Annotated in this window: 13 protein-coding genes and 1 pseudogene; 7 read left to right on the top strand and 7 right to left on the bottom strand. The window is 73.1% G+C overall.

Annotated elements, in window-relative coordinates; genetic code table 11:
* Positions 1 to 41: 41 nt before the first annotated feature.
* The 7 genes and pseudogenes from GTY67_RS26655 to GTY67_RS26625 all read left to right on the top strand — a co-directional run.
* Positions 42 to 1,919 (top strand): ABC transporter substrate-binding protein, encoded by a 1,878-nt coding sequence (locus GTY67_RS26655; protein WP_161280542.1) that lies wholly within the window; start codon positions 42 to 44, stop codon positions 1,917 to 1,919.
* A 3-nt stretch (positions 1,920 to 1,922) separates the two neighbouring features.
* A complete protein-coding gene (locus GTY67_RS26650; RefSeq protein ID WP_093693576.1) occupies positions 1,923 to 3,014 on the top strand; it encodes an ABC transporter permease in 1,092 nt (363 codons plus the stop codon).
* Entirely contained in the window at positions 3,011 to 3,940 is a 930-nt protein-coding gene (locus tag GTY67_RS26645; RefSeq protein WP_161280541.1) for an ABC transporter permease, read from the top strand. Before GTY67_RS26650 ends, GTY67_RS26645 begins: the two co-directional genes overlap by 4 nt.
* On the top strand, positions 3,937 to 4,989 hold the full coding sequence (locus GTY67_RS26640) for an ABC transporter ATP-binding protein (protein WP_161280540.1): 1,053 nt from the start codon (positions 3,937 to 3,939) through the stop codon (positions 4,987 to 4,989). Before GTY67_RS26645 ends, GTY67_RS26640 begins: the two co-directional genes overlap by 4 nt.
* Positions 4,986 to 6,026, top strand: a complete 1,041-nt coding sequence (locus GTY67_RS26635; protein ID WP_161280539.1) for an ABC transporter ATP-binding protein — start codon at positions 4,986 to 4,988, stop codon at positions 6,024 to 6,026. Before GTY67_RS26640 ends, GTY67_RS26635 begins: the two co-directional genes overlap by 4 nt.
* 81 nt (positions 6,027 to 6,107) lie before the next feature.
* Positions 6,108 to 6,740: a helix-turn-helix domain-containing protein gene (locus tag GTY67_RS26630; protein ID WP_161280538.1), complete on the top strand. Its 633-nt coding sequence runs from the start codon at positions 6,108 to 6,110 to the stop codon at positions 6,738 to 6,740.
* Positions 6,737 to 8,002: pseudogene (locus GTY67_RS26625) on the top strand (MFS transporter); the annotation flags it as partial. The gene GTY67_RS26630 and the pseudogene GTY67_RS26625, both read left to right, overlap by 4 nt.
* On the opposite strand, the gene GTY67_RS26620 reads toward GTY67_RS26625, so the two are convergent.
* The 7 genes from GTY67_RS26620 to infB all read right to left on the bottom strand — a co-directional run bounded on the left by GTY67_RS26620 (position 7,953) and on the right by infB (position 19,032).
* Complete coding sequence (locus GTY67_RS26620; protein WP_343238769.1) at positions 7,953 to 9,113, bottom strand: XdhC/CoxI family protein; 1,161 nt, start codon at positions 9,111 to 9,113, stop codon at positions 7,953 to 7,955. The pseudogene GTY67_RS26625 and the gene GTY67_RS26620 sit on opposite strands and share 50 nt — an antisense overlap.
* Positions 9,114 to 9,162: 49 nt before the next feature.
* Positions 9,163 to 10,119, bottom strand: a complete 957-nt coding sequence (locus tag GTY67_RS26615; protein ID WP_161280536.1) for a bifunctional riboflavin kinase/FAD synthetase — start codon at positions 10,117 to 10,119, stop codon at positions 9,163 to 9,165.
* 47 nt (positions 10,120 to 10,166) lie between these two features.
* Positions 10,167 to 13,745 carry a serine protease gene (locus GTY67_RS26610; RefSeq protein ID WP_161280535.1) on the bottom strand — a complete coding sequence of 1,193 codons (3,579 nt, stop codon included), beginning with the start codon at positions 13,743 to 13,745 and terminating at the stop codon, positions 10,167 to 10,169.
* A gap of 218 nt (positions 13,746 to 13,963) precedes the next feature.
* Complete coding sequence (gene truB, locus GTY67_RS26605; protein WP_202462354.1) at positions 13,964 to 14,920, bottom strand: tRNA pseudouridine(55) synthase TruB; 957 nt, start codon at positions 14,918 to 14,920, stop codon at positions 13,964 to 13,966.
* Positions 14,917 to 15,393, bottom strand: a complete 477-nt coding sequence (rbfA, locus tag GTY67_RS26600; RefSeq protein ID WP_093693584.1) for a 30S ribosome-binding factor RbfA — start codon at positions 15,391 to 15,393, stop codon at positions 14,917 to 14,919. The genes truB and rbfA overlap by 4 nt, the downstream gene beginning before the upstream one ends.
* 36 nt (positions 15,394 to 15,429) lie before the next feature.
* The gene (locus GTY67_RS26595) at positions 15,430 to 15,723 is read right to left on the bottom strand and encodes a DUF503 domain-containing protein (protein ID WP_015611818.1); all 294 of its coding nucleotides are present in this window, start codon (positions 15,721 to 15,723) and stop codon (positions 15,430 to 15,432) included.
* A 177-nt stretch (positions 15,724 to 15,900) separates the two neighbouring features.
* Positions 15,901 to 19,032: a translation initiation factor IF-2 gene (gene infB, locus GTY67_RS26590; RefSeq protein WP_161280534.1), complete on the bottom strand. Its 3,132-nt coding sequence runs from the start codon at positions 19,030 to 19,032 to the stop codon at positions 15,901 to 15,903.
* Positions 19,033 to 19,065 lie beyond the last annotated feature (33 nt).

Below are 19,065 nucleotides of genomic sequence, written 5' to 3'. Positions count from 1 at the left end.
ACCCGCCTTCTCAAGCGAGTGATGACGCGAGGTCCCCGTCCATGGTCACAAGAGTTTCCTCCCGAACCACCCGGCCCGGCAGGCGCCTGCGTACCCTGCTCGCCTCGGGCGCGGCCGCCCTGGCGCTCACCGCCGGGGCCGTCGTCCCGGGGAACCCGCTCGCGCCCGCGCCCTCCGAGGCCCGCGCCGACGACGGCAGGACGACGCTCACGGTCGCCGTCGCACAGAGCGTCGACTCGCTGAGCCCGTTCCTCGCCCAGCGGCTGCTGAGCACGAGCATCCACCGGCTCATGTACGACTACCTGACCAACTACGACGCCAAGGACAACAAGGCGATCCCGGGCCTGGCCACCGCGTGGGAGCCGTCGGCGGACAAGCTGACGTGGACGTACACGATCCGGCCCGACTCGAAGTGGTCCGACGGGCAGCAGGCCACCGCCGAGGACGCGGCCTGGACGTTCAACACGATGATGACCGACGAGGGCGCGGCCACCTCCAACGGCAGCTTCGTCGGCAACTTCGAGAAGGTGACCGCTCCCAGCAAGGACAAGCTGGTCATCAAGCTCAAGGAGCCGCAGGCCACGATGGCCGCGCTGGACGTGCCGATCGTCCCGAAGCACGTCTGGGAGAAGGTCGACGACTTCTCCAAGTTCAACAACGACAAGGACTTCCCCATCGTGGGGAACGGCCCGTTCATCCTGACGGACTACAAGGTCGACAGCTTTGTGAAGCTCAAGGCCAACAAGGACTTCTGGCGCGGCTCGCCCAAGTTCGACGAGCTGGTCTTCCGCTACTACAAGGACCAGGACGCGGCCGTCGCCGCCCTGCGCAAGGGTGAGGTCTCCTTCGTCGCGGGCAGCCCCAGCCTGACCCCGGCCCAGTCCGCCTCGCTGGAGAACGCCCCGGACATCAAGGTCAACGACGCCCCGGGCCGGCGCTTCTTCGCACTCGCCGTCAACCCCGGAGCCCGTACCAAGGACGGCAAGAAATTCGGCGACGGCCACCCGGCGCTGCTGGACCAGAAGGTGCGGCACGCCCTGTTCATGGCGGTCGACCGCAAGACCATCATCGACAAGGTCTTCCAGGGCCACGCCGTCGAGGGCGAGGGGTACATCCCGCCGCGCTTCTCGGACTACTTCTGGAAGCCGTCGGACGGCCAGAAGCTGGCGTACGACCCGGCGAAGGCCTCGGCCCTGCTGGACGAGGCCGGGTACAGGAAGAACAGCGCGGGCAAGCGCGTCGGCAAGGACGGCAAGCCGCTGGACTTCCGTATCCTCTGCCACGCCACCGACCCGAACGACAAGGCGATCGGCAAGTACCTCCAGGAGTGGTGGGGCGAGCAGGGCATCGGGCTGAAGGTCGACTGCCTCGACAACGTCTCCGACCCCTGGTACGCCGGTGAGTACGACCTCGCCTTCGACGGCTGGTCCGTCAACCCGGACCCCGACTTCGTCCTCTCCATCCACACCTGCGCCGCGCTGCCGTCCAAGGCGAAGGAGTCGGCCGCGACGGACAACTTCATCTGCGACAAGCAGTACGACGAGCTCTACAAGAAGCAACTGGCGGAGTACGACCCCGCCAAGCGGGCGGATCTTGTACGGCAACTGGAGTCGCGGCTGTACGACACCGGGTACATGAACGTCATGGCGTACCCGAATGCCGTCGAGGCCTACCGCACCGACCACATCGAGTCCATCACCACCATGCCGTCGGCCGCGGGCAACATCTACGGCCAGGACGGCTACTGGAGCTGGTGGTCGGCGGTCCCTGCCGCAGGGGCCTCCTCGTCGGCCTCCTCCGACTCCGGTGGCTCCTCCACCGGAGTGCTCATCGGGGTCGGGATCGCCGTCGTCGTCCTCGCCGGTGGCGGACTGCTGTTCGCCATGCGTCGCCGCTCCACCGCGGAAGACCGTGAATAGTCCATGAGCTCAGAATCCACTCCCGCGCTGGTCAAAGGCGCGGCGGGCGTGGAGAGCACCGAATCCGGCGGCCCGGCTCCGGCCGGGCCGCCGGCCCGCTCCCCGCGCTCCCGTTCCGCCGCCGCCTACGCCCGCTACGCGGCGGGCAAGCTGGTGGGGGCGGCCGTCTCCCTCTTCGCCGTCCTCGTCACCAGCTTCTTCCTCTTCCGGCTGATCCCGGGCGACCCGGTCAAGCAGATGACCGGCGGCCGCCAAGTGTCGACCGAACAGATCGCGGCGATGCGCCGTGAGTTCGGACTCGACCTGCCGCTCTGGCAGCAGTTCACCCAGTACTGCGGCAAGGCCCTGACCGGCGACTTCGGTACGTCGTACCAGTTCCGGGCGCCTGTCATCGACAAGATCGGCGAGGCGCTGCCCGCCACCCTGCTGCTCACCGGCACGGCGTTCGTCATCTACACGCTGCTCGGCATCTGGCTGGGCGCCCGCTCCGCCTGGCGCAACGGCGGCGCCGGGGACCGGGCCAACACCGCGTTCGCGCTGACGCTGTACTCGGTGCCCTCGTTCTGGCTCGGCCTGCTCCTCATCATCACGCTGTCGGTCGGCATCGGCCCGATCCCGGGGCTCTTCCCGACCGGAGGCATGGAGTCCGGCTCCACCACCGGCTTCGACCGCGTCCTCGACATCGCGCACCACATGGTGCTGCCCGTCATCACGCTGGTGGCGGTGGAGTACGCGCGCACGCTGCTGGTGATGCGCTCCTCGCTGCTGGACGAGATGGGCAGCGACTACCTGACGACAGCCAGGGCGAAGGGGCTGCGGGACGACCTCGTACGCCGGAAGCACGCCGTGCCGAACGCGATGCTGCCGACGGTGACGCTGCTCTTCGTGAACCTCGGTACGACGGTGGCGGGGGCGATCCTGGTGGAGACGGTGTTCTCCTGGCCGGGGCTCGGCGGCCTCTTCTACCAGGCGCTGAGCGTGCCGGACCTGCCGTTGGTGCAGGCGCTGTTCTTCGTGTTCGCCTCCGCGGTGATCCTGATGAACACGCTCGCCGATGTGATCTATCCGCTGCTGGACCCCCGGGTGGGCCGATGACTGTCACGACCGACAAAGCCGAAGGTGTACGGACGAACAGCCCGCGCGCCCTGGCCCGGGCCCGGCGGCGGCAGGCCGCCCTCCGCTTCTGGCGCCAGTACCGCACGCACCGCGCCGGACTCGTCGGCCTCGCCGTGCTGGCGGTGATCGCCCTCCTCGCGCTGACCGCGCCCCTGCTGGTGGGCGCCGACTCGAAGAGCGTGACCAATGCCCCGGGCGGCCCGATGGAGGCGCCGAGCGGTGAATTCCCGCTGGGCACCGACCAGTTCGGGCGCAGCCTGCTGGCCCTGATGCTCTGGGGAACACAGGTCTCGCTCACCGTCGGCCTGCTGGCCGCCTTCCTCTCCGTGGCGATCGGCACGCTCATCGGGATCACCGCGGGCCACTTCAAGGGCTGGTACGCCACCGTCATCATGCGCATCACCGACTGGTTCCTGGTGATGCCGACCCTCGTCCTGGCCATCGCCCTGGCCACGGTCCTCTCCCGGTCGATCTGGACGACGATCCTGGCGATCGGCGTGACGACCTGGCCGACCACCGCCCGCCTGGTCCGGGCGCAGACGCTGTCCGTCGAGTCCCGCCCGTACATCGAACGCTCGCGGGCGCTCGGCGGCGGACACGGGCACATCATGTCCCGCCACGTCCTGCCCAATGTGATGCCGCTGGTGCTCGCCCAGACCACGCTGGTGATCTCCACCGCCATCCTCACCGAAGCGACCCTCGCCTTCCTCGGGCTCAGCGATCCGACGATCGTCTCCTGGGGCGGGCTGCTCCAGGACGCCCGTGAGGCGGGAGCGGTCAGCTCCGGCAACTGGTGGTACCTCGCCCCGCCCGGACTCGCCATCGCCGTGGTCGCCCTCGCCTTCACGCTCTGCGGCCGCGCCATCGAGTCCGTGCTCAACCCCAAGCTGGGGGTGTCCCGTTGACGGCAACAACCACCACGACCGGACCTGAGCCGTCCGCCTCACCCGACCTGTCGAAACCCGTCGGTGATCCACCGCTCCTGGAGGTGCGGAACCTGACCGTCACCTACGGCGGCACCGTCCCCGCCGTACGGGGCGTCGATCTGCGGGTGGAGGCCGGACAGAAGCTCGGCATCGCCGGGGAGTCCGGCTGCGGCAAGTCGACCCTGGCTCTCGCGCTGCTGCGGCTCCTGCCCGCATCGGCCGAGCTGTCCGGCGAGATCCTGCTGGACGGCGAGGACATCCTCACCATGAAGTGGGGGCGGCTGCGGGCGGTCCGCTGGGCGGGCGCGTCGATCGTCTTCCAGGGCGCGATGCACTCGCTCAACGCGGTCCACCGGGTCGGCGACCAGATCGCCGAACCGATCCTGCTGCACAGCAAGGCCACTCCGGCCGCCGCCCGCAAGCGCGCGGGCGAGCTGCTGGAACAGGTCGGGCTGCCCGCCGCCCGGGCCCAGGCGTACCCGCACGAGCTGTCCGGCGGTCAGCGCCAGCGCGTGATGATCGCGATGGCGCTGGCCTGCGACCCGCGCCTGATCGTCGCGGACGAGCCGACGACGGCCCTGGACGTGATGATCCAGGCCCAGATCCTGCGGCTGATCGAACAGCTGGTGGCCGACCAGGACGTCGGACTCATCATGATCAGCCACGACCTGGCGGTGCTGGCGGACACCTGCGACCGGCTCTCGGTGATGTACGCGGGCCGGGTCGTCGAGGAGGGTCCGGCCCGGCAGGTGTACGCGGAGGCCCGCCACCCGTACGGCCAAGCGCTCTCCGCCGCCTTCCCGAGGATCGGGGACCCCGCCTCCCGGCGCGCCCCGCGCGGTCTGCCGGGCGACCCGCCGGACCCGGCGGCGCTGCCGGGCGGCTGTACGTTCCATCCGCGGTGCCCGGTGGCGCTGGACTCCTGCGCCACGGAGGACCAGGAGCTGCGGGAGGCCGGGGGCGAGCGGCGGGCGGCCTGCGTGCTGGTGGACGCCCCGGCCGCCGACGACGCAAGGAGCACCTCATGAGCACGGCCCCTCCCGCCGGCGCCGCCCTCCCCGCGGACGCCTCACCGCCGGGCACCGCCCCCCTCCTCAGCGCCGAGGCGCTCCAGGTCTCCTTCCCCGGCCGGCGCGGCGCCGCCACCGCCCGCGCCGTGGACGGCGTCGACCTCGACATCCGGCCCGGCGAGATCGTCGCGCTGGTCGGTGAGTCGGGGTGCGGCAAGACGACGCTGGCCCGCTCGCTGCTCGGCCTGGTCCCGCCCACCGCCGGCCGGGTCACCTTCGCGGGCGCCCCGCTGGACTACGCGGGCCGGGCGCTGAAGGCGTACCGGAAGCGCGTGCAGCTGGTGCTCCAGGACCCCAGCGGCTCGCTCAACCCGAGGCACACGGTGTACGACGCGGTGGCCGAGGGGCTGCGGATCCACGGGTCCGGGGGCGACGAGCGGGCGGCCGTCTCGGAAGCCCTGTCCCGGGCCGGGCTGCGTCCGCCGGAACGATTCTTCCTGCGCTACCCGCACGAGCTGTCGGGCGGTCAGCGCCAGCGCGTCGTGATCGCGGGGGCGCTGGTGCTGGAGCCGGAGCTGATCGTGGCCGACGAGCCGGTGGCCTCGCTGGACGCGTCGGTACGGGGCGAGATCCTGGCCCTCCTGCTGCGCCTCCGCGACGAACTGGGCCTCTCGGCGCTGGTCGTCACCCATGACCTGGGGCTCGCCTGGAACATCGCGGACCGGGTGGCGGTGATGTACCTCGGCCGCATCGTCGAGACGGGCCCGGTGGAGCAGTTGCTCACGGCCCCTCAACACCCGTACACACAGGCCCTGTTGTCGGTCCTCCCGGAGGCGGAGGGCGACCCGGTCGTCCTGACCGGCGAGCCCCCGGACCCCTCGAAGGTGCCCTCCGGCTGCCGCTTCCACGTCCGCTGCCAGGTCCTCGCCTCGGGTGAGGCGGAGCGGGCCGGGGTGGCGGAGGCGTGCCGCACGGTGGATCTGCCGGTGCTGAACGGCGGGACGGACACCCAGGTGGCGTGCCACTGGGCGGCGGCGTGCGGCAAGGAGGCCTGAGAGCGCCCCCTCCCTGAACCGCAAAGAGTTCTTCGCGAAGAAGTCTTTGCGAAGAACTCTTTGCGGTCTACTGTGGGTCTCATGACCGATGCGCTGGAGCGGCCGGGCACCCCTGCCGCCGAAGAGGAAACCGTTGTTCTGGATGCCAAGGGGCTGCGTGCCCTGGCGCATCCGGTACGTGTGCAGCTGGTCGGACTTCTGCGGAAGTACGGCCCCTCGACCGCCACCCGCCTCGCGGAGCGACTGGGCGTCAACTCCGGGACGGCCAGCTACCACCTGCGGCAGCTCGGCGCGGCGGGCTTCGTCGAGGAGGACACGGAACGCGGCAACGCGCGCGAGCGCTGGTGGCGTTCGGTGCACCGGAAGACGCACCTCAGCGACCGTCAGGTGGTCGACCAGGAGCCGGAAGCCGCGCTGGCGTATATGCAGTCCGTCGCCGCCACGTACACCCTTCGCGCACAGCAGGCGCTCAACGGGCTCCAGACGATGCCACCCGCGTGGCGGGGCACCTTCGACATGAGCGACTGGGCCCTGCGGCTCACGCCCGGGGAAGCCGTGGCTCTGCGCCGGGAGCTGGGGGAGGTCCTCGCCCGCTACCGGAGCGACACCCCCGAGGCGGCCGCGACCGCTCCCGAGGGCGCCGAGCGGGTCGGCGTCATCGCGCACATCCTCCCCGAGCCGGACACCCTTGCGGCGGGGACGGGCGCACCGTGACGGCGGCCGCCCCGGGCGACCCCGACGGCATATCCGGCCGGCGGTCCTTACGGCCGCTGGGCGGGGTGCTGGCGGCCATCGCCGTCTCCCTGACCGGTACGCGGATCTCGCTGGTGGCCCTGCCCTGGTTCGTGCTCGTCACCACCGGCAGCGCCACCAGGACCGGGCTGGTCGCCTTCTGCGAGATGACGCCCTACGTCCTGGTCAAGGCGTTCAGCGGCCCCCTGGTGGACCGGACCGGACCGCGGGCCGTCTCCTGGACCGCGGATCTGGCCAGCGCGGCCGCCGCCGCGTCGATCCCGCTGCTCCACGCCCTGGACCTGCTCTCCTTCCCGGTCCTGCTGGGCCTGGTCGCGGCGATCGGCGCGGCCCGTGGCCCGGGCGATCTGGCCAAGGAGGTCATGGTGCCGGAAGCCGCCGAGCGCGGCGGGATACCGCTGGAACGGGCCACCGGACTGTCCGGCGTCGTGGAGCGGCTGGCCGCCACCGTCGGCCCGGTGGTGGGCGGCGCGCTGGTGGCGCTGCTCGGCCCCCTGACCGGCCTGGCCCTCAACGCGGGCTGCTTCGCTCTCGGCTCGGTGATCGTCGCCGTCGCGCTGCCCCGCGGTATGGGGCGTCCGGCCCCGGACGCCCCGACGCCGTCGGAGGGAACGGAACCGGGCTACTGGCGCCGGTTCGGCGAGGGGTTCACCTTCCTGCGGGGCGAGCCGCTGCTGCTCGCCGTCATCGTCATGGTCGGGATCACCAACTTCCTGGACGCGGCGATGAGCACCCTGCTGATGCCGGTCTGGGCCAGGGAATCCGGGAACGGCCCGACGGCGATCGGCCTGATCGGCAGCGTGATGGGGGCCGCCGCGGTCGCCGGGAGCCTCATCGCCGCGACGGCCGCGCACCGGATGCGGCGCAGGGTGGCGTTCCTCGGCGGCTTCCTGCTGGCCGGGGCGCCGAGGTTCCTGGTCCTCGCCGCCGACGCCCCGCTGGGGGTGGTGCTGGCCGTCTTCGCCGTCAGCGGGTTCGGGGCCGGGTTCATCAACCCCGTACTGGGGGCCGTCCTCATCGAACGGGTGCCGCGCCGGATGCTGGGCCGGGTCAACGCCCTCGGTGACTCGCTCTCCTGGTCCGGCATCCCGCTCGGCGGGCTGCTCGCCGGTGCGGCGGTGACGGCCGTCGGGCTCACGCCGGTGCTGCTCGTCTGCGGGGCGGCGTACTTCCTCACCACGAATCTGGCCGGGCTGCGGCCGGAGTGGCGTGAGATGGACCGCCCGGGGCCGTCGCGCGATGGTGGATCGTCCCCGTCAGTTCGCCGAGCGGCCGGCCCGTCCCGCCCCACCGGTGCTGGATGATCTCGGCGGCGATGGAGACCGCTGTCTCCTCCGGCGTACGGGCTCCGAGGTCGAGGCCCACGGGTGAGGCGAGGCGGGCCAGGTGCGCCTCGTCCACTCCGGCCGTACGGAGGCGGGCCAAGCGGTCGTGGTGGGTGCGGCGGCTGCCCATGACCCCGATGTACGCGGCGGGGGTGCGCAACGCGGCGACCAGCAGGGGCACATCGAACTTCGGGTCATGGGTGAGGACGCAGATCACCGTGCGGGCGTCGACCCCGGTCGCCTCCAGGTAGTCGTGGGGCCAGGCGCACACCACCTCGTCGGCGGTCGGGAAGCGTTCCCGGGTGGCGAAGGCGGGGCGGGCGTCGCAGACGGTGACCCGGTAGCCGAGGAACGAGCCGATGCGGGCGGTGGCCGCCGCGTGGTCGATGGCGCCGAAGACGAGCATGCGGGGCGGCGGGGTGTGGGAACGGACGAAGACCGCGACCTCTGCCATCCGGCGCTGGCCGTGCGCCCCGTACCACTGGATGCCGGTCAGTCCCTGCTCCAGCAGTCCGCGGGCGTCGTCCGTGACGGCCGCGTCCAGCCCGTCCGCTCCGAGCGTGCCATGGGCCTCGGTGGCGCGGACGGTCAGGCGGGCGCCGGTCTCCACCGCGCCCGACAGGACGGTGGCCTCGGCGACGGGCAGGTCGGCGGCGATCAGGTCCAGCAGCGCCGCGAGCTCCGCCAGTTCGGCGGCCGACGCGTACGCGCGCACCAGCACCTCGATCGTGCCGCCGCACGTCAGCCCGACGCCGAACGCCTCGTCGTCGCTGATCCCGTACGACACCACGCGCGGCGCCGCCCCGGAGAGCACCTCGCGGGCCACCTCGTACACATCGCCCTCGACGCACCCCCCGGAGACGCTGCCGAGCACGGTGCCCGCCCCGTCGACCGCCATGACCGCGCCCGGGTCGCGGGGAGCGCTGCCGTGCACGGCGACGACGGTCGCCAGGGCGAGGGGCGTACCGGCGGCGCAGCGGGAGCGGAGGCCGGGCAGGATGTCGCGCACCCTGCCAGCATCCGCCGTCGCCGGGCCGGACGCACGGCCAAGGCGTACGTCAGTGGTCGCGGTCGTACGCGGCGATCAGCTCGCTGCACCGCTTCACATCGGCGGCCATCGCGACCAAGAGGTCGTCGATGGTGTCGAACTTCAGCATCCCGCGTACGTACGCGAGGAAGTCGACCGCCACATGCAGCCCGTACAGGTCCAGGCCGACGCGGTCGATCGCGTACGCCTCGACCGTGCGCTCGGTGCCGTCGAACTGCGGGTTGGTGCCGACCGAGATCGCGGCGGGCATCGACTCGCCCGCCACCTCCAGCCAGCCCGCGTAGACGCCGTCGGCGGGGATCGCGGTGTGCGGGAGGGTCTCCACGTTGGCCGTGGGGAAGCCCAGCTCGCGGCCGCGCTGGGCGCCGCGGACCACGATGCCCTCGACGCGGTGCGGGCGGCCGAGGATCTCGGCGGCGCCGGCGACATCGCCCTCGGCGACCAGCCGGCGGGTGAGGGTGGAGGAGAACGGCTGGCCGCCGCCCGCCTCACCGGTCACGAACAGGTCGATGACCTCGACGGTGTAGTCGTAGGTGGCACCCAGCTCGGTCAGCAGCGCCACGTTCCCGGCGGCCTTGTGGCCGAAGCGGAAGTTCGGCCCCTCGATGACGGCCTTGGCGTGCAGCTTGTCGACGAGGACCTTCACGATGAAGTCGGCGGGCGACAGCTTCGAGAACTCCGCGGTGAACGGCAGGATCAGCACCGCGTCCACGCCCAGCTCCGCCATGAGTTCGGCGCGGCGGTGGTGCGGGGCGAGCAGCGGCGGGTGGCTGCCGGGGCGGACGACCTCGCTGGGGTGCGGGTCGAAGGTCACGACGACGGACGGAACGCCCAGCTCACGGGCGCGTTCCACGGCACGGCCGATGATCAGCTGGTGTCCGCGGTGCACGCCGTCGTAGGAGCCGATGGTGACGACGCTGCGTCCCCAGTCCTGGGGGATGTCCTCCAAGCCACGCCAGCGCTGCACTGTGACCGCTCCTCGCCCGAACCTGTGTACGTGTGTATGTATGCCGATTACGCAGGTCTAAGACTGCCATGCTCACGCCCCGCCGCCTGCATCGGCATCGGCATCGCCCGACGTGATGTCTCCAACGCCTCCACCGTGCGCCGGGCGCTGGGTCCCACCACCGCCGCCCACTCCTGCGGGGCGTCGGCGAGCCAGCGGATGACGAGGGCGGCGAATCCGGGCACGTCCCGGGCGAGTTCGACCAGGCGGCGGTCGAAGCGGGCAGCGCCCTCGGGGGTGCGGACGAGGAGCATGCCGGTGCGGTGGACGAGGGCGCGCGTACGGACCTCCGGGCGGGCTCCCGCCCCTGCCGCCGCGGCCTGGAGGAGGGCGTCCAGGACGTCCGGGTCCCGGCCGGTGGTCTGCTCGAACTCCAGCAGGACCTCCAGCAGCTCGGCCCGCAGCGGCCGGGAGGCGGTGGACCCGGCCCCGGCGAGGACCCGGGCCAGTGCGGCGCGGACCGGGGGCGGGGCGGGGCGGTCCCTCAGCAGCCCGGTGACCAGGGGGAGGAGCAGGGCGCGGGCGGCGGGGCCGTGTTCGAGGCGGAGGTCGACGTACTCGGCGGCATGGGTGCCGTCCTCGGGGTGGGCGTCGATGTACTCGCGTACGAGCCCGGCGACGTGCAGCGCGAGCGCGGGCGTGTCGAGTCCGGCCAGGGCCCGCAGGACCTCGGCCGCGCCGTCGCCGGGGCGGGCCAGGCGGGCGCGGAGGGCGGCGAGGACCGGCTCGGGGTGGGCGGGGAAGACCTCGGCGAGCAGCTCCACGGGGAGCCGGGAGTCGCCGTACGCGAAGAGGCGGAGGGCCTGCGGGAGGTGGCGGCGGCGGGACTTCGGGTCCCGGACGAGGAGGGTGAGGGCGGCCGGGTGGAGGTCGGCGTCCTCGGGGCGGGCGAGCAGGATCTCGGCGGCGGACCTGAGCAGCGCCCGGTCGCCCTCGGCGGTGATGCGGGGCTGGAGGAGTCCGGCGTACCGGGCGGCGGCGGAGCGGCGTGCCGGGCGGTCCTCGTCGCGGGCCCAGCGCTCCACGGCCCGGCAGAGCGCGGTGGGCTCGTCCTCGGCGAGGGCGGCGAGCAGCTCACCGGCGCGGGTGTGCGGGGTGGCTACCAGTGCGTCGGTGAGGCTGTCGAGGCCGAGGTCGCGGCGGGCGTGGAGCAGGGCCTGCGCGGCGGCGGCCACGGTGGGGCGCAGCTCGTTGTCCTGCGCACCGGGGCCGCCGATCAGCAGCGGGCGCTCGTCGGTGAACCAGCGGCAGAGCAGCGGCTGCACGGTGGGGGCGTCGTAGGTGAGGCGGCGGGCGACGGCGTCGAGGTACCGCTCGTCGCCGTCGGTGCGGGGCACCCCGTCGGCGGGGACGAGGCGGCGGAACAGGTCGATCCGGTCCTCCTCGGGCAGCCGCAGCCGCCGCCAGAACCAGGGCCCGAACTCGCCGTACGCCCCCGGGCCCGCCGGTCCCCCGGTGGCACCGGCCGAACGCCGGGTGATGCGCCCGGCGAGGACCCGCAGGACCCCGAGGTACGGGCGCGCGTCGGGCACCCGGAGCAGGCTGCCCCCGAGGAGGTGCGCGGCCCACCAGGCGGCGTCCTCGTCGTACGGGCGGCGAGAGGCGTCACCGTGCGGCTCCTCATCCGCCCACAGCCGGTCCAGCGCCTCGATCAGGTCGGCCATCCGGTGCGCGAGTGCGGCGGTGCCCTGGCGGCGGCCGAGGAGCACCATCGCCTGGATCACCGGGCCGATCCGGTGCCGGGGCACGGGCAGGGAGCGCGGCTCCCCGTCGGGCCGGGCGGCCGGCACGCGCACCACCCCGCCGCTCCCCCGGTGCCAGCGGTGCACCAGGGAGCGCAGGGCCGCGTCCAGGTCCAGATGGGCGCCCTGCACCCAGTCCCCCAGCTCCTCGTGGGCGAAGCGGTATCCGGCCCCGGCGGGGACGAGGAGCCCCTCCGTCAGCACGGCCGAGGCCCACCCCGTGCGCCAGGGGAAGATCTCCTCGAACGCTTCCTGGTCCAGCTCCCCCTGGCCCGGACCCAGACAGCGCCGGGCCGCCTCGTGGACCTGGCCCGCGACCCGGGCGGCCAGTCGGCGTACGGCGGTGCCTCGGGGCTGTTCGTCGGCGGCGGCCGCGATCCGGACCGCGATGCGTACGCACATGAGGTCCAGGTGGGCGCCGAAGACGTCCTCGGTGTCGGGGCGGCCCGGGACGCCCGGCGGCAGGGCCTCGCGGACCTCGGCGAGCAGCCGCAGGGTGAGCGGGTGCCGGTCGTGGCCGGGGGCGAGGGCGTGCGGCGGGATGCCCAGGCGCTCCTTGGCCTGTGCGGCCTGGTCGGCGGTGAGGTCGGTCAGCCGCAGGGAGGACGGCAGCCCCCGGGCGGGGCGGTGGGGGCGGTGCAGGGCGCCGGGCGGGTAGAGGGCCCCGGCGGTCTCCCAGTGCTCGGGGCGGCAGGCGACGACGAGCCGGACGCCGTGCTCGCGCAGCCAGATCGCGGTGGCCGCCGTCCATTCGGCGAGCCGGTGGGCCAGCAGCGGCGGCATCTCCTCGGGGCCGTCCAGGACCACGAGGAGGGGGTGGCCCGCCTCGGCGGCGAGAGCGGCGATCCGTTCCGCGGTGGCCGTGGCCATGTCGCCGAGGGCTCCGGCCGCCGAGACGATGCGGGCCGAGCGGGTCAGCGTACGGTCGGCCGCGTCCACGACCGAGGTGTCGTCGGCCAGCAGGTCGGCGCCGCGCAGCCAGAGCGTGGGGGCGGGCGCCGCGCCGTCGGCCCGGCGGGCGGCGAGGGCGGCCAGCTCGGTGGTGCGGCCGGTGCCGGGTCCGCCGACGAGGCCCAGGACCAGCCCCGTACCGGCTTCGAAGGCGGCGAACTCGGCGGTCACGTCGGCGCGCTCGACCGGTGCGGTGCGGGCCTTGGGGCCGTCCGCCGAGCCGACGGAGGTCGCGGTGAGCTGGAGGGCCCCGGCGAGGTTGAGGTCGGGGCCGTAGGCGGGGGCGGCGGTGGCGTTGCGGGCGAGGAGGGCGTCGAGGCCGGCGTCGGCGCCGCGCGGGATCGGCAGGGCGAGCCCGGCGGCCTCGTAGGGGGTGGTGAGGGCGGTGCACAGCAGGCCGAGGACCGCGCCCGTGGCCGGGTCCGTGACCGGTCCCCCGATCGCGGCGCCGCCCGAGCGCAGGGCGTCGCGCCCGTCGGTGCCGAGGGCCAGCTCCAGGGCGGCCGGGACCGGATGGGCGCCGTCGGGGGCGGTGTAGGTGGCGGGGGCCGTGCCGAGGACCCGGGCCTCACGGCGGCCGTGGGCGGCGATCCCGACGTAACTTCCGGGCTCCGCACGCTCCCGTACGGCGATGGGCAGCGGCTCCACGCCGAGGGTCTCGGAGCCGCCCGTACGCAGCAGGGCGAGGCCGAGGGCGGGGAGGGCGGTGATGTCGTCGGGGCCGACGGAGCAGGTGCGGCCGTCCGTGCCGTGGAGGCGGAGCGGGCCGGGTGCGGTGGTGGCCTGGTGGGCGGTGACGACCGTGCCGCGGTCGTCCGCGACGAATCCCGTCCCGCGCGGCCGGCCGGCCTGATCACAGATTCTTACCAGCGTCGACCGGTCCCCACTGCCCATGGTCCGACGGTAGGCCGCCGGTGATCTCCAGGAGTAGCGCGGACGGGGAAAGCGCCCCCCGCGCACCCCGCCTTCACTCCGAGCGCCCGCCCATTGGGGTGAATAGGCGTGTCCTGGCGGAGCAGAGATGGTCCCGGGGTGGGGAAGGTGGAGCGGGCACCGGCTGGGGGGGTGGTGCCCGCTCCATACATCGACACATCGGCACATCGACCCGGAGGTCAGGCGAAGACGGCGAGGCTCTTGGCCTTGCCCTTCTCCTCCTCCACGAGCACCAGGAACGCCCCGTCGGGCCCGAAGACCGCGACCGGCCCCGGCGGGTACGCGGGCATGTCCAGCCGTACGCCGTTCAGGAGCAGCTTGGCGCGCTTCTCGTCGACGTCCCAGCGGGGGAAGGCGGAGGCGGCCGCGTCGGCGACGGGCATCACCGTCAGCTCCTCCTGGTGCTGGTCCAGGGTCCGGGCCGCGTCCAGTCCGTACGGGCCGACGCGGGTGCGGCGCAGGGCGGTCAGGTGGCCGCCGACGCCGAGCCCGGCACCGAGGTCCCGGGCCAGGGCGCGGATGTACGTCCCCGAGGAGCAGACGACCGAGACCACCAAGTCCACGACCGGGGTGCCGTCCTCGGCGACGGCCTCCCGGACGTCGTAGACGTTGAAGGAGGAGACGGTCACCGGGCGGGCCGGGATCTCGAACTCCTCGCCGCCGCGCACCCGCGCGTAGGACCGCTTGCCGTCGATCTTGATGGCGCTGACCTTGGACGGGACCTGCATGATCGCGCCGGTCAGCGCGGCCACCCCGGCGTCGATGGCCTCGCGGGTCACGCCGGACGCGTCGGTGGAGGAGGTGATCTCGCCCTCGGCGTCGTCGGTGACGGTGTCCTGGCCGAGCCGGATGGTGCCCAGGTACTCCTTCTCGGTCAGCGCGAGGTGGCCGAGGAGCTTGGTGGCCCGCTGGACGCCGAGCACGAGGACTCCGGTCGCCATCGGGTCGAGGGTCCCGGCGTGGCCGACGCGGCGGGTACGGGCGATGCCGCGCATCTTGGCCACGACGTCGTGCGAAGTGAAGCCGGACGGCTTGTCGACGATGACAAGGCCGTCCTCCCGCCGCCCGCCACCGCCCTTGTCCGAGGTCACTCCGCTCCCACTGTCATCATTCGGCGTGGTGGTCTGCTCGGTCATGCGGAGGCGGGACCCTCGTTCTTGTCGGCGGGGTCGGAGGCCTCGTCGTCCTCGTCCTCGGGCTTGCGGTACGGGTCGGCCTCGCCGGCGTACTTGGCGCCCGTGGAGACCTCGCGCACCTCCGCGTCCTTGGCCCGCGCCTTGTCGAGGAGGTCCTCGATGGTGCGGGCGTTGTCCGGGAGGGCGTCCGGGACGAAGGCCAGGCTCGGCGTGAACCGGACCCCGGTCTGCCGGCCGACCTCGGAGCGCAGGACGCCCTTGGCGCTCTCCAGCGCCGCGGCGGAGGCCGCACGCTCCTCGTCGTCGCCGTAGACCGTGTAGAAGACCGTGGCCTCCCGCAGGTCGCCGGTGACCCGGGCGTCCGTGATCGTCACGAATCCCAGCCGCGGATCCTTGATTCGCCGGTCCAGGGTCTCCGCGACCACGACCTGGATGCGATCGGCCAGCTTGCGGGCCCGCGCGTTGTCGGTCACCGGTCCGTCACTCTTCCTTCTGGTTTCGCTTGACTGTCAGTCTTCGTCACTGTGCAGCCGCCGTCTCACCGACAGCAGCTCCACCTCGGGGCGCGCGGCCACCAGCCGCTCGCACCGGTCCAGCACGTCCGTCAGGTGTCCGGTGTCACCGGAGACCACGGCGAGGCCGATCTCGGCCCTGCGGTGGAGATCCTGCCCGCCGGTCTCCGCCGCACTCACCGCGTACTTGCGCTGGAGTTCGGCGACGATCGGACGGACGACGGAGCGTTTCTCCTTCAACGACCGTACGTCGCCGAGGAGCAGATCGAAGGACAGGGTCCCCACATACATGTGTGTCCGGATGTCCCGCCGGTTCGGGTTCGTGCCCCGCCGGAACTTGGCGGGGACATCAGAACCGTACCGGAACGGCCGGGGCCGATCGACGGAAATACGACCCGTCGACCGGCCCCGACCGTGGTGGCCGGGTTCCGGGGGCGGACCCCCGGAACCCGGTCGGATCTCTGCGGATCAGCCTCGCGGCTTCTCGCGCATCTCGTACGTCGCGATGACGTCGTCGATCTTGATGTCGTTGAAGTTTCCGAGGTTGATACCGCCCTCGAAGCCTTCGCGGATCTCGGTGACGTCGTCCTTGAAGCGGCGCAGACCGGAGATGTTGAGGTTCTCCGCGATGACCTTGCCATCGCGCAGCAGGCGCGCCTTGGTGTTGCGCTTGACCTCGCCGGAGCGGACCAGCACACCGGCGATGTTGCCCAGCTTGGACGAGCGGAAGATCTCGCGGATCTCCGCCGTGCCCAACTCGACCTCTTCGTACTCCGGCTTGAGCATGCCCTTGAGGGCCGCTTCGATCTCTTCGATCGCCTGGTAGATGACCGAGTAGTACCGGACGTCCACGCCTTCGCGCTCGGCCATCTGCTCGGCGCGCCCCGCGGCGCGCACGTTGAAGCCGATCACGATGGCGTCGGAACCCGTCGCCAGGTTGATGTCCGACTCGGTGACCGCACCCACACCGCGGTGCAGGACCCGGATGTCGACCTCTTCACCGACGTCGAGCTGGAGCAGCGAGGACTCGAGGGCCTCCACCGAACCGGACGCGTCGCCCTTGATGATGAGGTTGAGCTCCTGGACCAGACCGGCCTTGAGCGCCTCGTCCAGGTTCTCCAGGGAGAACCGGACACCCTTGCGGGCGAAGTTGGCGTTGCGCTCACGGGCGGCACGCTTCTCGGCGATCTGACGGGCCGTACGGTCCTCGTCGACGACCAGGAAGTTGTCGCCGGCGCCCGGGACGTTGGTGAGACCGAGGACCAGGACGGGGGTCGAGGGACCCGCTTCCTGCACGTTCTGACCGTTGTCGTCGAGCATGGCGCGCACCCGGCCGTAGGCGTCGCCCACGACCATCGTGTCGCCGATGCGCAGCGTTCCGCGCTGGACCAGGACGGTCGAGACGGCACCGCGACCGCGGTCGAGGTGGGACTCGATCGCAATACCCTGCGCGTCCTGCTCCGGGTTGGCCCGCAGGTCCAGCGAGGCGTCGGCGGTGAGGACGACGGCCTCCAGGAGCGCCTCGATGTTGAGGCCCTGCTTGGCGGAGATGTCGACGAACATGGTGTCGCCGCCGTACTCCTCGGCCACCAGGCCGAACTCGGTGAGCTGACCGCGCACCTTGGTCGGGTCGGCACCCTCGACGTCGATCTTGTTGACCGCGACCACGATCGGCACCTCGGCCGCCTTGGCGTGGTTCAGCGCCTCGATCGTCTGGGGCATCACACCGTCGTTGGCCGCCACCACGAGGATCGCGATGTCGGTCGACTTCGCACCACGGGCACGCATGGCGGTGAACGCCTCGTGACCCGGGGTGTCGATGAAGGTGATCTTGCGGTCCTCGCCGTTGACCTCGGAGGAGACCTGGTACGCACCGATGTGCTGCGTGATGCCGCCGGCCTCGCCCGCGATGACGTTCGTCTTGCGGATCGCGTCCAGCAGTCGGGTCTTACCGTGGTCGACGTGACCCATGACGGTCACGACCGGCGGACGGGAGACCAGGGCCTCTTCGCCGCCCTCGTCCTCGCCGAACTCGATGTCGAAGGACTCGAGCAGCTCGCGGTCCTCCTCCTCGGGGCTGACGATCTCCAGGACGTAGTTCATCTCGTCCGCGAGCAGCCGGAGCGTCTCGTCGGAGACGGACTGCGTCGCCGTGACCATCTCGCCGAGGTTCATCATCACGGCGACGAGCGACGCCGGGTTGGCGTTGATCTTCTCCGCGAAGTCGGTGAGCGAGGCACCGCGCGACAGCCGGACGGCCTGTCCGTTGCCGCGAGGCAGCATGACGCCGCCGACGGACGGGGCCTGCATGGCCTCGTACTCCTGGCGCCTCTGCCGCTTCGACTTGCGGCCACGACGCGCGGGACCGCCGGGACGGCCGAACGCACCCTGTGTGCCACCACGGCCACCGGGACCACCCGGACGACCGCCGAAGCCGGGACGACCACCGAAGCCGCCGCCACCACCGGGACGACCGGCACCGCCGCCGCCACCGGGACCTGCCGGACGGCCTGCGAAGCCGCCGCCACCGCCACCGGGACGACCGGCGAAACCGCCACCGCCGCCACCGGGACGGCCGGCACCGCCGCCGCCACCGGGGCGACCGCCGCCACCGCCGGGACCACGGCCACCGCCGGGGCCGCCACCGGGACGCGGGCCGGCAGCAGGACGCTGCGGCATCATGCCCGGGTTCGGCCGGTTACCGGCGGGACCGCCGCCGGGACGCGGAGCCTGCGGGCGGGGCATGCCGCCCGGGGTGGGACGGGCACCGCCCTGGCCCTGACCGCCCTGGGGACGCGGGGCGCCACCGGGGCCGCCCTGGGGACGCGGGGCGCCGGGGCGCTCCGAGCCGCCACCGGGGCGCGGGGCACCGCCGGGACGGGGCGCCGAGGGGCGCGCCATGCCGGTGGAACCGCCGGAGGTGAAGGGGTTGTTGCCCGGACGGGGACCGGCCGGACGGGCGCCGCCGGGGCGCGGGGCGCCCTGGCCCGCGGGACGTGCGGGGCGGTCGCCGCCACGCTCGCCACCACGGCCGCCGTCACGCTGGCCACCGTCGCGCTGACCGCCGGCCGGAGCCGGACGGGCGGGGCTGCCGGCGGGACGGGGTCCCGGGGCGGCGGCCGCGGGGCGCGGGGCCTGGGGCTGCTGGGGGGCGGCCGGCTGGGCCGGAGCCGGTGCCGAGAACTCGGCGGCCGGGACCGGGGTCACCGGGGCCGCCTTCGGCGCGGGCTTCGGGCCCGGACGGGGGCCCGCCGACGGCGCGGAGGGCGCCGCGGGGGTGCTGGTCTCCGGGGCCTCGGCAGCGGCCGGCTTGGGGGCCGGTGCGCCGGGCTTCGGGGCAGCAGGACGTGCCGCAGCGGCCGGGGAGGGCGCTGCGGGCTTTGCGGGCGTCGCCTTGCGGGGCGCGCCAGGCTTGGCAGCGGACTTGCCGGCGTTGCCGCCGGGCCCCTGCAGTGCGTCGGTCAACTTACGTACAACCGGCGCCTCGATCGTCGAGGACGCCGAACGGACGAATTCACCGAGTTCTTGGAGCTTGGCCATGACGACCTTGCTCTCGACGCCGAACTCCTTGGCGAGTTCGTATACCCGGACCTTAGCCACTTCGCTCCTTTTAGGTCCGGGTTACCGCCGGAC

This window comes from Streptomyces sp. SID8374, from assembly GCF_009865135.1.
Taxonomy (GTDB): Bacteria; Actinomycetota; Actinomycetes; order Streptomycetales; family Streptomycetaceae; genus Streptomyces.
Note: the sequence above shows the minus strand (reverse complement) of the source record. Positions and strands in the feature narration are given on the sequence as shown.